The following is a 20,309-nucleotide window of genomic DNA, read 5'->3' on the forward strand; positions in this document are numbered from 1 at the left end:
GCTTTGGTCTGCTCTGGGCATTCTGCCCGCAAAGGGTGACCAGATCCGGCTGGTAGCAGGTTGCGACAAGGCTGCGCGCACCTGCCGACTGAAGTTCGCGAACTTCCACAACTTCCGCGGCTTTCCCCATCTGCCGTCCGAAGATTGGCTGATGGCACCACAGGTTGGGCCAAATCGTGGTTGACGCGGTTGTGGAGGCTGCCCGGGAGTGGCTGGGAACACCCTGTGTCCATCAAGCCAGCACCAAGGGATGTGGCGCGGACTGCCTGGGCTTGATCCGGGGCGTCTGGCGAGAGCTTCATCACGGAATGGAACCGGAGGCGCCGCCGGCTTATACCGCCGATTGGGCCGAATGCGGCAGCACGGAGGTGCTGCTGACTGCAGCCATGCGGCATCTGGTGCCGGTAGGCGACGCCTCGATGTCTCCGGGTCAGGTCCTGCTGTTCCGCATGCGCCAAGGCGCTATCGCCAAGCATTTGGGCATCTTGTCGGAAGCCAGGCCTGAGCCCCGTTTCCTGCATGCCTATAACTATCATGGCGTCATCGAGAGCCCGCTGACCTTGCCGTGGCGATCCCGGATCGTCGCGCGGTTCCGCTTTCCCTGACCATCTGAAACGAAGGAGGTCTTCATGGCCACGATTGTCCTGTCCGCAGTTGGTGCATCGCTTGGCGCGGGGTTCGGCGGAGCTGTGCTGGGGCTTTCAGGGGCGGTCCTTGGTCGTGCGGCAGGGGCCGCTGTCGGCCGCGTGATCGACCAGCGCTTGCTGGGCGGTGGCGCCAAGGCCGTCGAAACCGGCCGCATCGACCGGTTGCGCATCCAGACCGCGGGCGAAGGGATGGCTGTGCCGCGCATCTGGGGACAGATGCGGTTGCCTGGCCATGTGATCTGGGCCTCGCCCCTGGAGGAAGTCACCCGCAGCGAGGGCGGTGGCAGCGGGAAGGGAGCGCCCAAGCCACGCGTCACGCAGATCAGCTATCGGGTGTCGCTTGCGCTGGCTTTGTGCGAAGGGCGCATTCTCAGTGTGGGCAGGGTCTGGGCCGACGGTGAGGAGGTCGCGCAGCAGGATTTAAATCTGCGCGTTTATCGCGGTGGCGAGACGCAAATGCCTGATCCCGTCATTGCGGCGCATGAGGGCTACGAAGCACCGGCCTATCGCGGTATCGCCTATGTAGTTCTGGAAAACCTGAGCCTCGAGCGCTGGGGCAACCGGATGCCGCAACTGAGTTTCGAAGTGACCTGTCCCGCCAAGGATGGGAGCGGGTTGAGCCGTGATGTAAGAGCCGTGGCGCTGATCCCCGGAACGGGCGAGTACGCGTTGGCAACGACGCCTGTGAATCATGACAATGACTTGGGAGAAGCCCGCAGCTTCAACGTCAGCACGCCTATGGGCGGTACGGATTTTCGGGCTTCGCTGGATGTGCTGGGGCGCGAACTGCCAAATGTTGGCTCTGTTTCTTTGATCGTATCCTGGTTTGGCAGTGACTTGCGCATCGGCGAATGTCGGGTGAAGCCGAAAGTCGAGTTTCGGGATGCGGACGGGGCCGAGATGCCGTGGCGTGCGGGGGGCATCACCCGTGTTCAGGCGGAGGAGGTGGCCCGCAAGGACGGCCGGCCCATTTACGGCGGGACGCCCTCGGACCAGTCCGTGATCGAAGGGTTGCGCGCATTGGCAGAATCGGGACGAAAGGCGGTATTTTATCCGTTCATCCTGATGGAGCAACTGGCCGGTAATGGGTTGCATGATCCTTACGGCGCCGCCGAACAGCCGGTCATGCCGTGGCGCGGCCGGATCACCGGCAACGTCGCGCCGGGGCGCCAAGGGTCGACTGATGGAACTGCGGCGGCCGTGCAACAGGTTGCAGCCTTTTTCGGCGCGGCAAAGCCCGGTGATTTCGTTCGGAGTGGCGAAACAGTGCGATACCAGGGACCCGACGAATGGTCCTATCGCCGGTTCATTTTGCATTATGCCCATCTTTGCGCGGCGGCGGGAGGCATCGATGCCTTTCTGATCGGTTCGGAGATGGTCGCGATGACGCAGATCCGAGGGCCGAACCAGAGCTATCCGGCCGTCGAGGCGCTGCGGCGACTGGCCGCGGACGTGCGGGCCATATTGGGACCGTCCGTCAAGATCGGCTATGCGTCGGACTGGTCCGAGTATTTCGGGCATCATCCTGGCAACGGGGAGTTGTTCTTTCACCTGGATCCGCTTTGGGCTGATCCCAACATCGACTTCATCGGCATCGACAACTACATGCCGCTGTCGGACTGGCGCGACGGTGACGACCATCTGGATGCCCACTGGGGACGGATCGACAATATCGACTATCTGCGCGCCAATGTTTCCGGCGGCGAGGGTTTCGACTGGTATTATGCCAGTGATGCCGATCGTGATGCGCAAATCCGCACCCCAATTACAGATGGTTTCTATGATGAAGCGTGGGTCTGGCGTTACAAGGACCTGAAGAGCTGGTGGCAGAACCTGCATTACAACCGTCCCGGCGGAGTCCGGCAGCGCGAGGCGACGGCCTGGGTTCCGGGCATGAAGCCGATCTGGTTCACCGAACTGGGTTGCGCGGCACTGGACAAGGCCACAAACCAGCCCAACAAGTTTCTGGACGCGATGAGTTCGGAGAGCATGCTGCCGAACTATTCCAACGGTACGCGAAATGATGCGATCCAGGCCGCCTACGTCGAAGCCTCGATGGCCCATTGGCGCGACCCTGAGAACAACCCTGTCAATGCGGCCGGGATATCGATGCTGGACGTCAGCCGGGCGCATGTCTGGTGCTGGGACGCAAGGCCTTATCCTGCCTTTCCCGGTCGTGATGACCTTTGGTCGGATGGGCCAGCTTGGGAGCGCGGTCACTGGCTGAACGGACGGGCAGGGGCTGTCACGCTGCGGGCGGTCGTGCGGGATATCTGTCGTGCGGCCGGAGTTACCGCGCTCGATGTATCCGGCATTTCAGGAATAGTACGGGGCTATGCCCTGCAGGGCAGCGAATCCGCACGGGCTGCATTGCAGCCCTTGATGCTGGCTTATGGCTTTGACGCCGTCGAACGGGACGGCGTGTTGAAGTTCGTTGCACGTGATGGCCTGGCAGCGGCACAGATCACCGAGGCCGATCTGGCGTTGGCGGGCGAGGTAACAGGGTTCGAGACGGTCCGCCAGGTCGAGGCGACCAATGTGAGCCAGTTGCGCCTGAGCCACGTGGCCGCGGGCGGTGATTACGCTGTGGCGACAGCGGAAGCGAGCGGAGGCCGGGAAGGTGGTCGGGCCGTGTCGGACAGCGAGTTTTCGATGGTTCTGACACGTCCGGAGGGACGTGCCATTGCCGACCGCTGGATGGCAGAGGCCGAATTGGCGAGGGACACGGCACGGTTTGCACTGCCTCCGTCACGAGGGGACCTGGGGCCCGGCGATATCGTCGTGTCAAGAATGACCGGGCAGGAAAGCCGGCGATGGCGCATCGACCGGGTCGAGCGTGCGGGCGCGATTACGGTCGATGCTGTGCGGGTAGACGCCGGGTTTTATTCCGCGCGCCTGAGCCATCATGACCAAGGCAGCATCCGGCGCTACTCGCCGCCGCTGCCGGTCATGCCCGTCTTCCTGGATCTGCCGCTGCTGAAAGGGGACGAGGTGCCACATGCGCCTTACCTTGCAGTTGCCGGCCATCCCTGGCCCGGAACGGTGGCGGCCTACGCTTCGGCAGAGGCGGAAGGCGGGTTCGACCTGAACCTGCTGATCGAGCGCCGTGGCCTGATCGGTCGCACGATGACTCCTCTGTACCGTGCGCGGCCCGGACTGATCGATCGAGGTGGAGCACTGAAGCTGCGGCTGGTCAGTGATCCTTTGCGTTCGGTGACGGAACGTGCCTTGCTTTCGGGCGCGAATGCCTTGGCTATCGGTGACGGATCGATTGACCGGTGGGAGGTCATGCAATTCGCACGTGCGGAACTGACGGCGCCGAATGTTTGGGAGATCAGTCACCGCCTGCGAGGCCAAGCCGGGACCGATGCCGTCATGCCCGACATTTGGCCGGCGGGAAGTCTGGTGGTCTTTCTGGACGGCGGAGTGCGGCAGTTGGATCTGCCGCCGTCATCACGAGGTCAGGAGCGCTTCTGGCGAGTCGGGCCGGCCCTCGCGGCGCCTGACGAGCCCAGTTTCCGCAGTCGCACGACCGTCGCGAAGGGCATCGGGCTGCGACCCTATGCGCCCTGTCACCTTCGCATGGTGGGGCGTGACGTTACCTGGGTGCGTCGAAGTCGCATCGAGGGGGACAGTTGGGAGGGGCCGGACATCCCGCTGGGCGAAGAAAACGAGCGCTATCTGGTTCGGCTGAGCCAGTCGGCTCGCATCGTGACCGAAGTGCAGGTGAGCGCTGCATCCTATGCCATCCCCTCGACGATCTGGTCACAGATTCAATCAGGCAAGGTCACTGTCGAGGTGGCACAATTGTCGCAAACCTTCGGGCGCGGCCCCTTTGTGAGGAGAGACTTTGATGTCCAGTGAAACACTGCGCCTGCAGATGGCGCTGTTGCAGCCTGCACAAGCCCAGAAGCACGTCACGGTCAACGAGGCGCTGATGCGGCTTGACGGATTGGTAAACTTGGTCCTTCAGAGCGTGTCGACAGCGACACCGCCGCAGACTGTGCCGGACGGGCAATGCTGGGGCGTTCCCAGTGCCGCGCAAGGTGTCTGGGCGGGCCGGGGGGGGCAGGTGGCCATCGGGGTGAACGGTGGCTGGGTCTTTGCGCCACCGTCGACCGGAATGCGCGCCTTTGTTGCCGATCGCGGTGCGGAAGCCGTTCATGACGGCACGGTCTGGGTCATCGGGGCATTGACGCTGGGCCAGACCGGTTCGGGCTTGGTGGCGGGCATGGCCGAGGGAGAAGTGACGCTGACAGCAGGATCGAGCGTGGTCACGGGCGTGTTCATTCCGGCCGGTGCGATGGTCATCGGTGCTGCGGCCCGTGTCACGGCCGCATTGACCGGAACGGTGACAACCTGGCGGCTGGGAACCAGTGGCGCAACGAACCGCTTCGGGCAGGGCCTCGGCAAGTCTGCGGATTCTTGGGCCAGAGGGATGCTGGGGGCGCCCATGACCTATTACCAGCCTGAACCTTTGGTCGTTACCACCGACAGCGGCAGCTTTGCCGGCGGCCGCATCAAGCTGGCCGTGCACTGGCTTGAGCTGCGTCTGCCGCTGTAATCCTGTTGGCCCACCCGGCTTTTCCCGGCTGGCATTCTGGTTTAAGACAGGATCCAGACAGACCGGGCGGGCCTCAGGATGAACATGCTGCATACCGACAAGAAACCGTTGACGGTAAATCGTGACGCGATCTGGACACAGCTTTGCGATGAAGCGCGTGCAGCCGTGGCGGATGAGCCGCTTCTGGGGGCGTTGATCCATGCCGGCTTGTTGCACCACCACAGCCTGGAGGCGGCTCTTGCGTTCCGTTTCTCGCTGAAGCTGGCATCTGGCGAGATGAGCGAGCAGATCCTGCGCGAAATCGCGGATGCGGCCTATGCAGCCTCGCCGGAATTGGGTGATGCCGCTCGGGCGGATCTTGTTGCCGTCTATGACCGTGATCCGGCCACGCATCGGCTGCTGCAGCCCATCCTGTTCTTTAAAGGTTTTCAGGCGCTGCAGGCATATCGGATGGCGCACTGGTTGTGGGGGCAGGGGCGTCGCGATCTGGCCTATTTCGTGCAGATGCGGTGTTCGGAATGCTTTGGCGTCGATATCCATCCTGCCGCGACGATCGGGACCGGCGTCATGATCGACCATGCCCATTCCATCGTGATCGGCGAAACGGCGAGTGTGGGCAACGACGTGTCGATGCTGCATTCGGTCACGTTGGGCGGCACGGGCAAGCAGGATGGCGACCGCCATCCGAAGATCGGTGACGGTGTACTGATCGGGGCGGGCGCCAAGGTGCTGGGGAACATCCGCATCGGACATCATTCGCGGATCGCTGCGGGATCGGTCGTGTTGCATGAAGTGCCGTCCTGCAAGACCGTGGCCGGGGTGCCGGCGCGGGTGATCGGTGATGCGGGATGTTCCGATCCATCACACAGCATGAACCAGCTGCTGGGGGCCGAAGATATCCTCTAGATCCAGTCGGCGACACCGCTGCCTGTCAGTTCCGGTAGCGTGATGTGCTGCCGGGCGAGTTGTTCATCGAGTGCTGCAGCCAGACGTGGCGCAACGGACAGCCCTTGGAAGATCATGGCCGAATAGAGCTGGACAGCGGTTGCTCCGGCACGCAGCTTTTCCCAGACATCGTCCGGTCCTGAAATGCCGCCCACTCCGATCAAGGGGATGCTGCCGCCCGTTTCTCGGTAAAGCAGGGCGAGGACGCGGGTGGAGCGCTGGAACAAGGGGCGCCCCGACAGCCCGCCTGCCTCGGCGGCATGCGGGCCAGCGGCTCCGTCACGCGAAAGCGTCGTGTTGGTCGCGATGATCCCGTCAAGCTTTGCTTCCCGCGTGACTGCCGCGATCTGTCCGATCTCGGCATCTGTCAGATCAGGAGCGATCTTGACGAAAACCGGTATCCGGCGCGCCATGCCATCGCGCGTGGAAATGACGCGATCCAGCAGTGCCGCCAAGGCATCCGCGCCCTGAAGGTCGCGCAGCTTTTCAGTATTGGGCGAGGAGACGTTGACCGTCACGAAATCGGCTGTTGCGCCCGCAGTCTTCAGCACCCTGGAGAAGTCGTCGGCCCGGTCAGCGCTGTCCTTGTTCGCGCCGAGGTTCAGGCCGACAGGAACGCCGGCAGGCCGGTCGGCAAGACGACGCCCGATGGTTTCTGCCCCTTCGTTGTTGAAGCCGAACCGGTTGATGATTGCCTGCTGGGGTGTCAGGCGGAAGAGGCGCGGTTTCGGGTTGCCAGCCTGGGCGCGGGGTGTTGCGGCACCGATCTCGATGAAGCCGAACCCCGAGCGCATCAACGGTGCGATCACGCGGCCATTCTTGTCGTAGCCTGCCGCCAAGCCTATGGGATTGGGAAGGACGATACCTGCCACCGACGTCTTGAGCCTATCAGATGAAACAGGTTTGCCGTGCAGGGGCACGAGGCCCTTTTCCAGTGCTCGTATTGACAGGTCATGCGCACGCTCGGGGTCGAGGCGATGGAGGGTCGTGAGGCCCATTTTTTCGAAAAGGCTCATTCCAGTTCTCCGGTATCATGGCCCTTGGCTGTCAGCGGGATGGTGCGCGACCAGAGGATGTCTTCGATGCGCAGCGGTCGGTAGAGATGCGGAAACAACGCACCGCCACGCGAAGGCTCCCAAAGCAATTGAGGCGAAAGGGACCGGGCTTCGCAGGCCACGATCATCAGCCTGTCTTCCTGTGCAAAGTGCTTGGCAAGCGTTGCACCGACCTGCGATGCGCTCGAGAAGTGAATATAGCCATTGGCCCGATCGACAGGCGCACCATCAGTGCAGCCATCATTCAGAAGCTGGGCCCATTCGGAGGGACGGAAAATCTTGTAGATCAGCATGGCTGCATTTGCCGTGACGGAAGGCGGCGGGTCAAGCCGTCATTGTTCCGTCACGCTTTGATGGCATTCCCCAGTGACGGTTTGACGCCTTGGCGTCACTGCGCCAAGCTGAGGTGATCAACCGACAGGACACAAGGGGAATCAGGCATGACACGACGCCTTCTTGCAGCTGCCTCTGCCATTGCGCTGTTTGCCGGGACCGCACAGGCCGAAATGGTCCTGCACATCCTGCACACCAATGACGTTCACAGCCGGATCGAGCCGATCAACAGTTCCGACAGTACCTGCAACGAAGAGCAGCTTGCCGCGAGCGAGTGCTTTGGCGGCGTCGCTCGGATCGCCTCGAAGATCAATGAATTGCGCGATCAGATTAAGGCCGAAGGCGGAAACGTCATTGTTCTGGACGCAGGCGACCAATACCAGGGGTCGTTGTTCTACACGACCTACAAGGGCAAGGAGGTCGTCGAGTTCATGAACGCCATCGGCTATGATGCGATGGCTGTCGGCAATCACGAATTCGACGATGGTCCCGAGGGGCTGGCGGTCTTGGCCGACGGTGCGGACTTCCCCATCCTTTCCGGCAATATCGACGTGACGCAGTCGAATATCCTGGCCAACAAGGTTTTCAAGCACAGGGTAATCGAACTGGGGGATGAACGGGTCGGCATCGTGTCCGCCCTAGCCATGGACACGCCGGAAACATCCTCTCCCGGGCCGAACGTGATCTTTCAGGATGATATCGACAGCCTGAAGGCGGCGGTCGATGAACTGAACGCTGAAGGTGTCGACAAGATCATTGCCTTGACCCATGCGGGATATGGCCGCGATCAGGAATTTGCGGCCTCGGTTCCGGGGATCGATGCCATTGTCGGGGGACATTCCCATACCCTTCTCGGCGACATGGAGGGTGCCAGCGGCAGCTACCCAACAATGGTTGCTGGCCCCGAGGGGCAGGAGGTGCCCGTTGTCCAAGCCTATGGCTATGGCCGATATCTAGGTCATCTGACCCTGACTTTTGATGATCAGGGCCACGTGACTTCAGTGGAAGGGCACCCGATCCTTCTGGACGCCACGGTGGCAGAGGATGAAGCCATCAAGGCCCGCGTGGCCGAGATGGCCGAGCCGATCAATGAACTGCGCGAGAAGGTGGTGGCCCGCACATCAGCCCCCATCGACGGGGATCGTGCCAACTGCCGGGTCCGCGAGTGCGAGATGGGCAACCTGGTCGCAGACGCCATGGTGGATCGCGTGGCCGAACAGGGTGTCACGATCGCCATCCAGAATGGCGGCGGCCTTCGCGCCTCGATCGACGAGGGCGATGTGACAATGGGCGAGATCTATACGGTGCTGCCGTTTCAGAACACCCTTGCGACATTCCGGTTGAGTGGGGCGGACGTCATTGCCGCACTGGAGAACGGCGCCAGCCAGTATGAGGAACAGGCGGGCCGTTTCGCACAGGTGTCCGGGCTGAAGTACACGGTTGATCCTGCTGCAGAGGCCGGCGCGCGCATCAGCGGCGTCATGATCGAAGCCGAGGGTGAGTGGGTGCCCATCGACGAAGCCGCGACCTATGGCGTGGCAACGAACAACTACATGCGGGGTGGTGGCGACGGTTATGACATCTTTGCGCAGAACGGGCAGGACGCCTATGATTTCGGGCCGGATCTGGCCGAGGTCGTAGCCGATTATCTGGGTGCGCGGGACAGTGACTATGCGCCTTATACCGATGGTCGCGTCACCTTGAAGTGACAGGATGCCGGTGCGGAATGGCACCGGCATGCCGCCATGATCCTTCAACAGGGCGTTGGCTTGCACGGCATCATCGGGTAAGCGATCGGGATGAGAACGGGCTTTCCCATCGCGCGGCCGGGCCAGCGCATCGGTCTTCTTGGCGGATCCTTCGATCCGGCGCACCCGGGCCATGTCCTGATCAGTCAGGTGGCGCTGCGGCGCCTGAGATTGGATCGGGTTTGGTGGCTGGTGTCACCGGCTAATCCGTTGAAGGTGCGTGGGCCGGCTCCCCTTGCGCAGCGTCTGGCGACAGCGCGGCATGTGGCGGCCGACCCACGCATCATCGTCACCGACTTGGAAAGCCGGTTGGGACTGCGAATGACTGCTGATACGGTGCGGGCCCTGCGTGATCGGTATACCGGAGTCCGGTTTGTCTGGTTGATGGGGTCCGACAATCTGCTGCAATTTCATCGCTGGGATCGCTGGCAGGAGATTGCAGACGTCATCCCGATGGCGGTCATGGCGCGTCCGGGCACCCGCCTTGCCGCCCGAAATGCTGTCGCCGCGCAGCGGCTTCGAAAGAACCGGCTGCCGGAAAGCCGGGCTGCGGCCTTGGCTGATCGTGCGCCTCCCTGCTGGACGCTGCTGAACCTGCCCATGACCGCCCTTTCATCGACCCGTTTGCGGGAGGTTTCCCATGCGGCTTGATCGGCGCCGGTTTCTTCGGGCTGCGGCTGTGGCCATGCCGGCAATCTTGTCTCCGGCTTTTGCAGGTGCCAATGGGCTGGACCTGCGTCCGCCGCAGAGGCCCGTGCCCGATCCGCGAGCAGTTGTTGCGCGACATGCCTTGCCGGGCCAAGTCAGCTTTGCCCTGCAGGCTGCCGACGAGCCGCTGGCATTGGGCATGGCGGCTGTTCCGATGGCACCGGCCAGTACGATGAAGGCGATCACGGCGCTTTATGCTCTGGACCGGCTTGGCTCTAATCATCGATTTCGCACCATGGTCTTCCGCGCAGGGGACATGTTGATCCTGGCGGGTGGCGGCGACCCGGTCCTGTCCACGGACGATCTGGCGGGTTTGGCTGCACAGGTGGTTTCCACCGGGCAGCAGGCGCCGGCACGTTTCGCTGTCTGGGGAGGAGCGCTGCCGCATCTGCCTCAGATCGCAAACGAACAGGCCGAGCACCTGCCGTACAATCCCTCGATCTCGGGCATCATCCTGAACTTCAACCGGGTGCACCTCGGCTGGAGCCGGGTCGGGATGAACCATCAGATCAGCGTCGAGGCTCGGTCGGCCCTGAATTCGCCACGCGCCTATTCGGTGACAGCTTCGCCGGGCGATCATCGTGATCTGTTCACCTATCGCAATGATCCGCAGCACGAGTACTGGACCATCTCGCGCGCGGCAATGGGGCGGAGCGGCAGTCGCTGGTTACCGGTCCGTTTGCCCGAGCTTTATGCCGCTGACGTCTTCCAAACGCTATGTCGCGCGCGTGGGCTGCCTCTGCCCGCACCCGAAATGATCGATCGCCTGCCTGAGGGGCAGGTGCTTGCCACACATGACAGTCCTTCGGTCGAAGTGTTGATCCGTGACATGCTCCGCTACTCCACGAATGTCACGGCAGAGGCTCTGGGTCTTCATGCAAGCGGTGCGCCAGATTTGGCAGCATCGGCACGGGCGATGCAGAACTGGCTGGGTGACCGGGGCCAAGGCACGGCGTTGGCGGATCATTCGGGATTGTCGAAAAGCAGCCGCCTGTCAGCCTATGCGATGACCCGGATCCTGGCGGGTCCCGGACGTGATCTGGGGCTGCAACGCTTGTTGCGGCAGGATCCGCTGTCCGTCGATCTGGAGCGTGATCCATCCGCGCGCCACAAGGTCTCCGCAAAGACGGGGACGCTGAACTTCGTGTCGAACCTGGCAGGCTATGTCACCTCGCCAGGCGGCGGCGAGGGAACATTTGCGATCTTTTGCACCGACCGCATGCGTCGCGAGGCCGCCGTGGGGCAGGAACTGCCGGTCGGCGTCAGCACCTGGACCCGTGATGCAAAGATGCTGCAGCGCGATCTGCTTGCGGCGTTTTCAGAGCGGCTGGAGGTCTAGAGCGTCATGTGGCGCACGCGTGCCGACAGTTCGATCGCGGCCGCGTGCAGGCGTGAAACGTTCAACTGATGCCGGATCTCGGCCAGCATGGCGACCTCTCCCTCGTAAAGACGGCCATCGGCCGCACCGACATCGCAGGCCAAGGCGTAGGCGGTCTCGTACAGCTTTTCGGGCAGTGCGTCGCGGATCAGGCCGAAGAGCGCGTCCAGACCATCTTCTTCCTCGAACAAGGTCATCACGGTCTGACTGACGGGCCGGATCCGATCGTCGTCATAAGAGGCGAACACTGGCGCATGATCGACCATGCGCTGTATTGCCACCAGTTCCGACGTGCGGATCGTGCTGTCCGAGGCCGATACGGCAACCATGACCGCGACAAGCGCGTCGCAGGGGGTGAGGGAAGGCAAGTCGATTGTCATGGAACGCTCCGATCGGTTCGGGCGCAGATTATTGACGATGCGCGGCGCTTTCAATAAGCCTTCCGGACCTTCAGCAGGAGACAGCGACATGACCACCTTGCGCGACGCCGCAATGCAATCGAAGGCCTGGCCGTTCGAAGAAGCGCGCCGGGTGCTCAAACGGTACGAGAAGAAGGACCCCGAGAAGGGCTATGTTCTGTTCGAGACGGGATACGGCCCGTCCGGGCTGCCGCATATCGGCACCTTTGGAGAGGTCGCGCGCACGACAATGATCCGTCGCGCGTTCGAGCTGATCAGCGACATCCCGACGCGCCTGATCTGCTTTTCAGACGACATGGACGGGATGCGCAAGGTTCCTGAGAACGTCCCGCAGCAGGAGATGCTGCAGCGCCATCTGCAACTGCCGCTGACAGCGGTGCCGGACCCCTTCGGTGAACATGACAGCTTTGGCGGGCACAACAATGCCATGCTGCGCCGTTTTCTGGACACGTTCGAATTCGAGTACGAGTTTGTCAGCGCGACCGAGTTCTACAAGTCCGGTAAGTTCGATCCTGTGCTGCTGCGTGCGGCAGAAAAATATGATGAGCTCATGGAGTTGATGCTGGCTTCGCTGCGCGAGGAGCGTCAGCAGACCTATTCCTGCTTCCTGCCGATCAGCCCCAAGACCGGGCGGGTGCTTTATGTTCCCATCAAGCATGTCGATGCCAAGGCCGGCACCATCACCTTTGACGAGGATGACGAAGAGATCACGCTGTCCGTGACGGGCGGCCAGGTGAAGCTGCAATGGAAGCCGGACTTTGGAGCCCGTTGGGCCGCGTTGGACGTCGATTTTGAGATGTACGGCAAGGATCACAGCACCAACACCCCGATCTATGACGGCATCTGCAAGATCTTGGGCGGTCGTGCGCCCGAGCATTTCACCTATGAGCTGTTTCTGGACCAGCACGGGCAAAAGATCAGCAAGTCCAAGGGCAATGGGCTGTCGATCGACGAATGGCTGACCTATGCGGCCACCGAAAGCCTGTCCTATTTCATGTACCAGAAGCCGAAGACGGCAAAGCGGATGTATTTCGACGTCATTCCCAAGGCTGTCGATGAATATCACCAACAGCTGCGCGCTTATCCCGACCAGAGCCTCGAACAGCAACTGGCCAATCCGGTGTGGCACATTCATGGCGGCGACGTGCCTGAGTCCGACATGGTGGTGTCCTTCCAGATGCTGCTGAACCTTGCTTCGGTGGCGGGGGCGTCTGGCAAGGAAGGCTTGTGGGGCTTCATCCGCCGCTATGCTCCGGAGGCAAGCCCGGCAACGCATCCGGGGCTGGATGCGGCGGCTGGCTTTGCGCTGCGTTATTTCGACGACTTTGTCGCGCCGACCCGGCAGTTCCGTGAACCGACCGATGGGGAACGGCGTGCGATGGAGGACCTGTCGGCGCGCCTGTCGGCATGGGATCAGCCCGCGGATGCCGAGGCGCTGCAATCCATGGTCTTTGCCGTTGGCAAGGATCACGGGTTCGAGCCCCTGCGTGACTGGTTCAGCGCCTTGTACCAGGTGCTGTTGGGGGCGGACCAGGGACCCCGCTTCGGAGGCTTTGTCGCCCTTTACGGCATCGACGAGACACGGGAACTGATCGCTTCTGCCTTGGAAGGACGTCTGGTCGCTTCGGCCTGACCCCCTAACCGGTTACCAGACAGGCAGTCGCCCGTTGCATTGACGGGCGATGCAGCGCACGCATCCTTCAGGACGTGTTAACGTTTCATCAACTATTCCTTTCGGCATCACGCTGCGGTCTCCGGGCCGCGCTTTGCCCATACGGAGGGATTGCCGATGAACATTGCCATCACCAACGGGCTTCTGTTGATGCCGCCTGCCTTTCGCGCAGGCCTGGGCGTCTGGTCGCGCACGGACGGACGTTCTGGCAGCCCCACCTGGGACACGGCGGCCAATGCCTCGCTGGTGCCTGCAGATCAGGACTTTGGCGCCTGCCTGGAGATCGTCAAACAGCAGACCACGACCAGTGTCCGGTTCATGGGTGAAACGCCAATGATCCCGGGCGTCTATCTGCGCATTTCGGCGCGGGTCAAGGCCGTGGCGGGCGCATTGGCCAGTGTCCGGATGGCAGGCTGGGCAGGCGACGGCACGCGGACCTCCGTCCCGGATCTGGTGACGACCGGCAGCACCGTGGCATTGCGAAATTATGGCGAGGTGGTGGAGGTCAGCGCGATTGTCGGCGTAGGGTCGCGCAGGGGTGTCGACATGGTCTGGGGTTCTCGTCCGGTTTACGGACATTTCGGGCTGGATCTGGTGGGCGGCAACGGTGGGGCCTTCCGCATCGAGTCGATCCGTATCGATGATATCACCGCAGCCTTTGTTCCCTCGCTTCTGGATTGGGTCGATGTGCGAGACTTCGGCGCGGTCGGGGATGGCAGGATCAATGACCGTGCAGCCTTTCTGGCGGCCGATCAAGCCAGCAACGGAGGCTCGGTCCTGGTGCCCGAAGGCAATTTCTACATCTCGGGCGACTTGTCGATCAACAGTCCGATCCGCTTCAAGGGTCGCATCACCACACCCGATGCGACACGCATCGCCTTTCTGCAGAGCTTTGACTTTCCCACCTATGCAAGTGCCTTTGGTGACGAAGGACTAGGTATGAAGAAGGCGCTTCAGGCACTTCTGGGTTATACGGACCATGTTTCGCTGGATCTGCATGGGCGGCGTGTCGATCTGGACGCGCCATTGGTGTTGAGCCAACTGGCCCCGAATTTGGACGGGTTCTCGAACCGCCGGTTGATCCGCAACGGCGCAATCCAAGCCCGGCCCGGCCCGGCTTGGGAAACGGGACGTTGGTCCAGCGTTGCGACCTACCATCCGGCAAACCCGATGACCCTGACGAACGTCGCGAATGTCGCGCAGATCGAGGTGGGCAGCCGCGTGAGCGGCAGCGGTGTCGGACGCGAAGTCTATGTCAACGGCAAGAACGTTTCGACCGGGACATTGTCGTTGTCCCAGCCGCTTTTCGGTGGAGCGGCGACGCGCACCTACACCTTCGAGCGTTACCGGTATCTTTTTGACTTTTCGGGCATGCGGCAGCTGGACCGCCTGAACTTCGTCGATATCGATTTCGGATGCGACGGCATCGCCAGCGGCGTCATGTTGCCTGTCAAGGGCGAGATGATCCAGCTGCGCGACTGTTACATGACGCGGCCGAAGGACCGGGGCATCACCTCGATTGGGCGCGGGTGCCAGGATCTGCTGGTCGACCATTGCCAGTTCCTGTCCAATGACATGGACTTGCCCGCGCAGCAGCGCACCTCGATCGCGCTCAATGTCAACGCCAACGACGTCAAGATCCGCAACAACCGCTTTGTGCGTTTCGCCCATTTCATGGTGGCCAATGGCGGCGGGCATATCATCTCGGGGAACCACTGGTTCCAAGGAGACGGTTCCGGACAGGGGCTGCGCTATGCGGGGCTGGTGCTGACGCAGCCGAACGTGCAGACGACGGTATCCGGCAACTACATCGACAATGCTTCGATCGAGTGGACGAACGAGCACAGCGCGTTGCCGAATTTCACCGGGACCGAGTTCAGTTTCGGAGGCCTGACCCTGACGGGCAATACCTTCCTGTGTTCGAACACTGCGGCATGGTTCACCTGGATCACGGTGAAGCCTTATGGCACGGGGCATTTTGTCCAAGGGCTGAATGTCGTCGGTAATGTTTTCAAGGCGCTTTACGGCAACGTGGAGCGCATCGACCGGGTCGACACCTCGATTGCCGATCTCAACTACAACAACATGCGCAACCTCCAGTTCGAGGCCAACACGTTCAACGGCATCGACACTTATGTGTCCAACCCGTTGATGATCCAGCTGACGCAGGGGAACGCTTCGGCAACCTGGACATCAGCACTGCTGAGCGGACTGCCCTTCAAGGGGTGGGCCAAATCCGTTCAATCGGTTGTGACGGAAACGATGTTGCAAACCAACGACGGAACCCGAGTGGATGCCAGCCCGACCGTCGGCGTCGAGCAAGGCAGCACCAAGCGCCAGATCCGCCTGACCTGGGCCCAGCCTGTCAAAGGCAAGGTCTGCATTTATGCACGGATGGACCGACCGCAGTAGCGAGCTATAGCAAGCGGCGGGACAGGAAAGTCCTGCCGCTCTATCAGGGAGAATTTGTCAATAATTTACAGGTGCGAGAAGTGAACCGTTAATTTGTTTTCAAAATTTCTCTTTGATAAAAATGACTTAACATGTAATTGGAAATGTGATTAACATCCTGTCCAGACCACTTCTGCCCACTGGCTTTCATTCAGGCAGGGGCGGAACATTTGGTTGCCGTGAGGAGGGGATGTCATGAGCGCTGAAACCATTCAGAAACACGCAATTCCGGCAGGGCTGGGGGAGGCTCATGCCGGACCCGAGGATTACGTCCATCTTTATGACGAATCGATCAGCGATCCGGAAGCGTTCTGGTCGCGAGAGGGGAAGCGGTTGGAATGGATTCAGCCCTACACTAGGGTGAAGAACACCAATTTCACCTTGGGGCAGGTCAGCATCAAGTGGTTCGAGGACGGTGTCCTGAACGCCAGCGTCAATTGCATCGACCGTCATCTGGCCACGCGAGCCGACCAGACGGCGATCATCTTCGAGCCTGACGACCCCAGGACACCGGCCCAGCATATCACTTATGCGCAGCTTTCCGAGAGCGTGAACCGTTTTGCCAATGTCCTTCTGAGCCAGGGCGTGATGCGCGGTGACCGCGTCGTGATCTATCTGCCAATGATCCCCGAGGCGGCCTATGCGATGCTGGCCTGCGCACGGATCGGAGCCATTCATTCCATTGTCTTTGCCGGTTTCTCGCCCGACGCACTGGCCAATCGCATCAACGACTGCGGTGCAAAAGTCGTCATCACCGCCGACACCGCCCCCCGCGGCGGACGCAAGACAGCGCTAAAATCGAACGCGGACGCGGCCTTGCTGCATTGTTCTGACAGGGTACGCTGCCTGGTGGTCAAGCATACGGGCGACCAGACCACGTGGATCGAGGGCCGCGATGTGGACGTCAAGGCGCAGATGGCGCAGGTTGCTCCGGATTGCCCGCCGCGCCCGATGGGGTCCGAAGATCCGTTGTTCATCCTTTACACGTCGGGCTCGACCGGCAAACCGAAGGGCGTGGTGCACACGACCGGCGGCTATCTGGTTTATGCGGCGATGACGCATCAGTACACCTTCGATTATCACGAGGGTGATGTCTTCTGGTGCACGGCCGATGTGGGCTGGGTCACTGGCCACAGCTATATCGTTTATGGGCCGCTGGCCAATGGCGCCACAACACTGATGTTCGAAGGGGTGCCGACCTGGCCCGATGCAGGCCGTTTCTGGGAGGTCTGTGCCAAGCACAAGGTCACTCAGTTCTATACTGCCCCGACGGCTATCCGCAGCCTGATGGCAAAAGGGCCTGAGCCGGTCCAGGCGCATGACCTGTCCAGCTTGCGCATCCTGGGAACGGTGGGCGAGCCGATCAACCCCGAGGCCTGGAACTGGTACAACGAGCATGTCGGCAAGGGCCGCTGCCCCATCGTCGACACATGGTGGCAGACCGAGACCGGCGGACACCTGATCACGCCTCTGCCCGGGGCGATCGAAACCAAGCCGGGGTCGGCTACGCTGCCTTTCTTTGGGGTCAAGCCGGTGATTCTGGACGCCGCCAGCGCCGAAGTTCAGGAAGGAAATCCTGCCGAAGGGGTGTTGTGCATCGCCGACAGCTGGCCGGGCCAGATGCGCACTCTTTGGGGCGACCACGCCCGCTTCGAGGAGGCCTATTTCCAGCAATATCCCGGATATTACTTTACCGGTGACGGCTGCCGGCGGGACGAGGACGGGTATTACTGGATCACGGGCCGTGTGGATGACGTCATCAACGTCAGCGGCCACCGGATGGGCACGGCCGAGGTCGAGAGCGCCTTGGTCGCCCATGAAAAGGTCGCCGAGGCCGCTGTGGTGGGCTATCCCCATCCGCTGAAGGGGCAGGGTATCTATGCCTATGTCACCCTGATGAACGGGATCGAGCCGTCCGAAGACCTGCGGGCGGACCTGGAGAAATGGGTACGCACCGAGATCGGGCCCATTGCCAAGCCGGACCTGATCCAGTGGGCGCCGGGCATGCCCAAGACCCGTTCGGGCAAGATCATGCGGCGCATCCTGCGCAAGATCGCGGAAAACGACTATGGCGCCCTGGGTGACATCTCGACCCTGGCAGAGCCCGAGGTCGTGGACGACCTGATTGCCAACCGCATGAACCGCGGCTGACGACCCGGGGGGCCTTGTGCCCTCCGCAATGCTTCGGGGGTGCCGCCGCGACCGAAGCTGCAGGAGGAGACGGCGGATCGAGGGACATGTCTGAACAGGGAGGGACCCAAGGACATGAGTGACAGACAATCGTCGAATGCCTATTGGCAGGCCAATCTTCGCATCATCTACATCTGCCTGGCGATCTGGGCGCTGGTATCCTACGGCTTCGGGATCATCCTGCGCCCGCTGATCTCGGCCATTCCGGTCGGCGGGACGGACCTGGGCTTCTGGTTCGCCCAACAAGGATCGATCTTGGTCTTCATCGTGCTGATCTTCTGGTATGCGGCGCGCATGAACAAGCTGGATGCCGAACACGGCGTGGACGAGTGAGGACCCAGCCATGAGCCAATTCACCCTGAACCTGCTGGTCATCGGTGCATCCTTTGCGCTGTATATCGGCATTGCCATCTACTGCCGCGCCGGATCCACGGCGGAATTCTATGCGGCCAACCGCGGCGTCAGCCCGGTCATGAACGGCATGGCGACCGCGGCCGACTGGATGTCGGCTGCATCCTTCATCTCGATGGCGGGCCTGATCGCCTTCACCGGCTATGACAACTCGACCTACCTGATGGGCTGGACGGGCGGCTATGTTCTGCTGGCGCTGCTGCTGGCGCCCTACTTGCGCAAGTTCGGCAAGTTCACCGTGCCGGAATTCATCGGCGATCGCTTCTACTCGAAATCCGCACGCATCATCGGCGTGATCTGCCTGCTGATCGTCTCGATCACCTATGTGATCGGCCAGATGACCGGCGTGGGCGTGACCTTCTCGCGCTATCTGGAGGTTTCGAACTCGACGGGCCTGTGGATCGGTGCGGCGCTGGTGTTCTGTTACGCGGTTCTGGGTGGCATGAAGGGCATCACCTACACGCAGGTGGCGCAGTATGTCGTGCTGATCATCGCTTATACGATTCCGGCGATCTTCATCTCGCTGCAGCTGACCGGGAACTTCCTGCCGCAGCTGGGACTGTTTGGAACGCATGACGCCTCGGGCGTGGCCTTCCTGTCCAAGCTGGACCAGCTGGTGACCGATCTGGGTTTCCGCCAGTACACTCAGCACCACAATTCGACCCTGGACATGGTGCTGTTCACCATGGCGCTGATGATCGGCACTGCAGGCCTGCCGCATGTCATCATCCGCTTCTTTACCGTGCCGAAAGTGTCGGATGCCCGCAAATCCGCGGGCTGGGCGCTGGTCTTCATCGCACTGCTCTATACCGTGGCCCCGGCCGTGGGTTCCATGGCACGCTTCAACCTGACCGCAACCATGTGGCCGGGCGCGGAGGCGGGCGACACCTTCAGCCAGCCGGCCGTGTCCCTGAGCGACATCGAAACGCGTGAAGACCTAGCCTGGATGCGGCGCTGGCAGACCACCGGCCTTTTGAACTGGGAAGACAAGAACGGTGACGGCCTGATCCAGTACTACAACGACGCCGTCACTGAAGGGCCTGTGGCCGAGATGGCGGCGGCCCAGGGGCTGGCCGGGAACGAACTGACCACCGTCAACAACGACATCATGGTTCTGGCCAATCCCGAAATCGCCAACCTGCCGGGTTGGGTCATCGCCATCGTCGCCGCAGGCGGCCTGGCGGCGGCATTGTCCACGGCGGCGGGCCTGTTGCTTGCGATCTCGGGCGCCGTGTCGCATGACCTGATCAAGGGCACGCTGCGCCCGGACATCAGCGAAAAGGGCGAACTGTTCGCAGCACGCGTTTCCATGGCGATCTCGATCCTTGTGGCGACGATCCTGGGCCTGAACCCGCCGGGTTTTGCAGCGCAGACTGTGGCACTGGCTTTCGGCCTTGCGGCCAGCTCGATCTTCCCGGTGCTGATGATGGGCATCTTCTCGAAGCGGGTGACCAAGGAAGGCGCCATCGCCGGCATGATCGCGGGCATGCTGACCACCATCCTCTACATCTTTGCTTACAAGGGATGGTTCTTTGTCGCCGGCACCAACATGCTGCCCGACACGCCGGATGCGTGGCTGTTCGGCATCTCGCCGGCTTCCTTTGGCACGATCGGCGCGATCATCAACTTTGCTGTCGCGTTCATCGTTTCGCAGGCGACGCAGCGGCCCCCGGTCCACGTGCAGGAGCTGGTCGAGTCCATCCGCGTTCCGCGCGGTGCGGGCGGTGCCATCTCTCACTAAGCTCTGAACCGGCCGCGCCCCTGCCATGGGGCGCGGCATCTTTGTGC

The 20,309-nt window shown here is 62.0% G+C and carries 16 protein-coding genes; 13 read left to right on the forward strand and 3 right to left on the reverse strand.

Going from position 1 to position 20,309, the window contains the following annotated elements; translation table 11 throughout:
* From ACLHHB_RS08585 to cysE, 5 genes are all read left to right on the forward strand, one after another.
* A partial coding sequence (locus ACLHHB_RS08585) for a phage BR0599 family protein (RefSeq protein WP_410217858.1) occupies positions 1 to 184 on the forward strand: 184 nt, incomplete at its 5' end.
* Positions 177 to 605, forward strand: coding sequence for a peptidase (locus tag ACLHHB_RS08590; RefSeq protein ID WP_410217859.1), 429 nt, complete (start codon positions 177 to 179; stop codon positions 603 to 605). The genes ACLHHB_RS08585 and ACLHHB_RS08590, both read left to right, overlap by 8 nt.
* Positions 606 to 629: 24 nt before the next feature.
* Positions 630 to 4,511: a glycoside hydrolase TIM-barrel-like domain-containing protein gene (locus tag ACLHHB_RS08595; RefSeq protein WP_410217860.1), complete on the forward strand. Its 3,882-nt coding sequence runs from the start codon at positions 630 to 632 to the stop codon at positions 4,509 to 4,511.
* On the forward strand, positions 4,501 to 5,211 hold the full coding sequence (locus ACLHHB_RS08600; RefSeq protein WP_410217861.1) for a DUF2793 domain-containing protein: 711 nt from the start codon (positions 4,501 to 4,503) through the stop codon (positions 5,209 to 5,211). Before ACLHHB_RS08595 ends, ACLHHB_RS08600 begins: the two co-directional genes overlap by 11 nt.
* 78 nt (positions 5,212 to 5,289) lie before the next feature.
* The gene (gene cysE, locus ACLHHB_RS08605) at positions 5,290 to 6,117 is read left to right on the forward strand and encodes a serine O-acetyltransferase (RefSeq protein WP_410217862.1); all 828 of its coding nucleotides are present in this window, start codon (positions 5,290 to 5,292) and stop codon (positions 6,115 to 6,117) included.
* Here the strand turns inward: cysE and ACLHHB_RS08610 are convergent.
* Both ACLHHB_RS08610 and ACLHHB_RS08615 read right to left on the reverse strand, forming a co-directional pair.
* Positions 6,114 to 7,172: a quinone-dependent dihydroorotate dehydrogenase gene (locus ACLHHB_RS08610; protein WP_410217863.1), complete on the reverse strand. Its 1,059-nt coding sequence runs from the start codon at positions 7,170 to 7,172 to the stop codon at positions 6,114 to 6,116. The two genes, cysE and ACLHHB_RS08610, sit on opposite strands and share 4 nt — an antisense overlap.
* A complete protein-coding gene (locus tag ACLHHB_RS08615; protein ID WP_410217864.1) occupies positions 7,169 to 7,504 on the reverse strand; it encodes a DUF952 domain-containing protein in 336 nt (111 codons plus the stop codon). Before ACLHHB_RS08615 ends, ACLHHB_RS08610 begins: the two co-directional genes overlap by 4 nt.
* A gap of 147 nt (positions 7,505 to 7,651) precedes the next feature.
* Here ACLHHB_RS08615 and ACLHHB_RS08620 point away from each other — a divergent pair, with 147 nt between their 5' ends.
* From ACLHHB_RS08620 to ACLHHB_RS08630, 3 genes are all read left to right on the forward strand, one after another.
* Positions 7,652 to 9,253 carry a bifunctional metallophosphatase/5'-nucleotidase gene (locus ACLHHB_RS08620; protein WP_410217865.1) on the forward strand — a complete coding sequence of 534 codons (1,602 nt, stop codon included), beginning with the start codon at positions 7,652 to 7,654 and terminating at the stop codon, positions 9,251 to 9,253.
* 90 nt (positions 9,254 to 9,343) lie between these two features.
* Positions 9,344 to 9,943: a nicotinate-nucleotide adenylyltransferase gene (locus ACLHHB_RS08625; protein WP_410217866.1), complete on the forward strand. Its 600-nt coding sequence runs from the start codon at positions 9,344 to 9,346 to the stop codon at positions 9,941 to 9,943.
* Positions 9,933 to 11,339, forward strand: coding sequence for a D-alanyl-D-alanine carboxypeptidase (locus ACLHHB_RS08630; protein ID WP_410217867.1), 1,407 nt, complete (start codon positions 9,933 to 9,935; stop codon positions 11,337 to 11,339). Before ACLHHB_RS08625 ends, ACLHHB_RS08630 begins: the two co-directional genes overlap by 11 nt.
* Here the strand turns inward: ACLHHB_RS08630 and ACLHHB_RS08635 are convergent.
* The gene (locus ACLHHB_RS08635; RefSeq protein ID WP_410217868.1) at positions 11,336 to 11,758 is read right to left on the reverse strand and encodes a tellurite resistance TerB family protein; all 423 of its coding nucleotides are present in this window, start codon (positions 11,756 to 11,758) and stop codon (positions 11,336 to 11,338) included. The two genes, ACLHHB_RS08630 and ACLHHB_RS08635, sit on opposite strands and share 4 nt — an antisense overlap.
* Positions 11,759 to 11,846: 88 nt before the next feature.
* Between ACLHHB_RS08635 and ACLHHB_RS08640 the strand changes: the two genes are divergently transcribed.
* From ACLHHB_RS08640 to ACLHHB_RS08660, 5 genes are all read left to right on the forward strand, one after another.
* Positions 11,847 to 13,430, forward strand: coding sequence for a lysine--tRNA ligase (locus tag ACLHHB_RS08640; protein ID WP_410217869.1), 1,584 nt, complete (start codon positions 11,847 to 11,849; stop codon positions 13,428 to 13,430).
* A 156-nt stretch (positions 13,431 to 13,586) separates the two neighbouring features.
* Positions 13,587 to 15,881, forward strand: coding sequence for a glycosyl hydrolase family 28-related protein (locus tag ACLHHB_RS08645; protein ID WP_410217870.1), 2,295 nt, complete (start codon positions 13,587 to 13,589; stop codon positions 15,879 to 15,881).
* Between the two features lie 234 nt (positions 15,882 to 16,115).
* Positions 16,116 to 18,071, forward strand: coding sequence for an acetate--CoA ligase (gene acs / locus ACLHHB_RS08650; RefSeq protein ID WP_410217871.1), 1,956 nt, complete (start codon positions 16,116 to 16,118; stop codon positions 18,069 to 18,071).
* A 114-nt stretch (positions 18,072 to 18,185) separates the two neighbouring features.
* Complete coding sequence (locus tag ACLHHB_RS08655) at positions 18,186 to 18,443, forward strand: DUF4212 domain-containing protein (RefSeq protein WP_410217872.1); 258 nt, start codon at positions 18,186 to 18,188, stop codon at positions 18,441 to 18,443.
* Positions 18,444 to 18,453: 10 nt separating this feature from the next.
* The gene (locus ACLHHB_RS08660) at positions 18,454 to 20,262 is read left to right on the forward strand and encodes a sodium:solute symporter family protein (RefSeq protein WP_410217873.1); all 1,809 of its coding nucleotides are present in this window, start codon (positions 18,454 to 18,456) and stop codon (positions 20,260 to 20,262) included.
* The last annotated feature ends 47 nt before the right edge of the window (positions 20,263 to 20,309 follow it).

This window comes from Paracoccus sp. (in: a-proteobacteria), from assembly GCF_046462195.1.
Classification (GTDB): Bacteria; Pseudomonadota; Alphaproteobacteria; order Rhodobacterales; family Rhodobacteraceae; genus Paracoccus.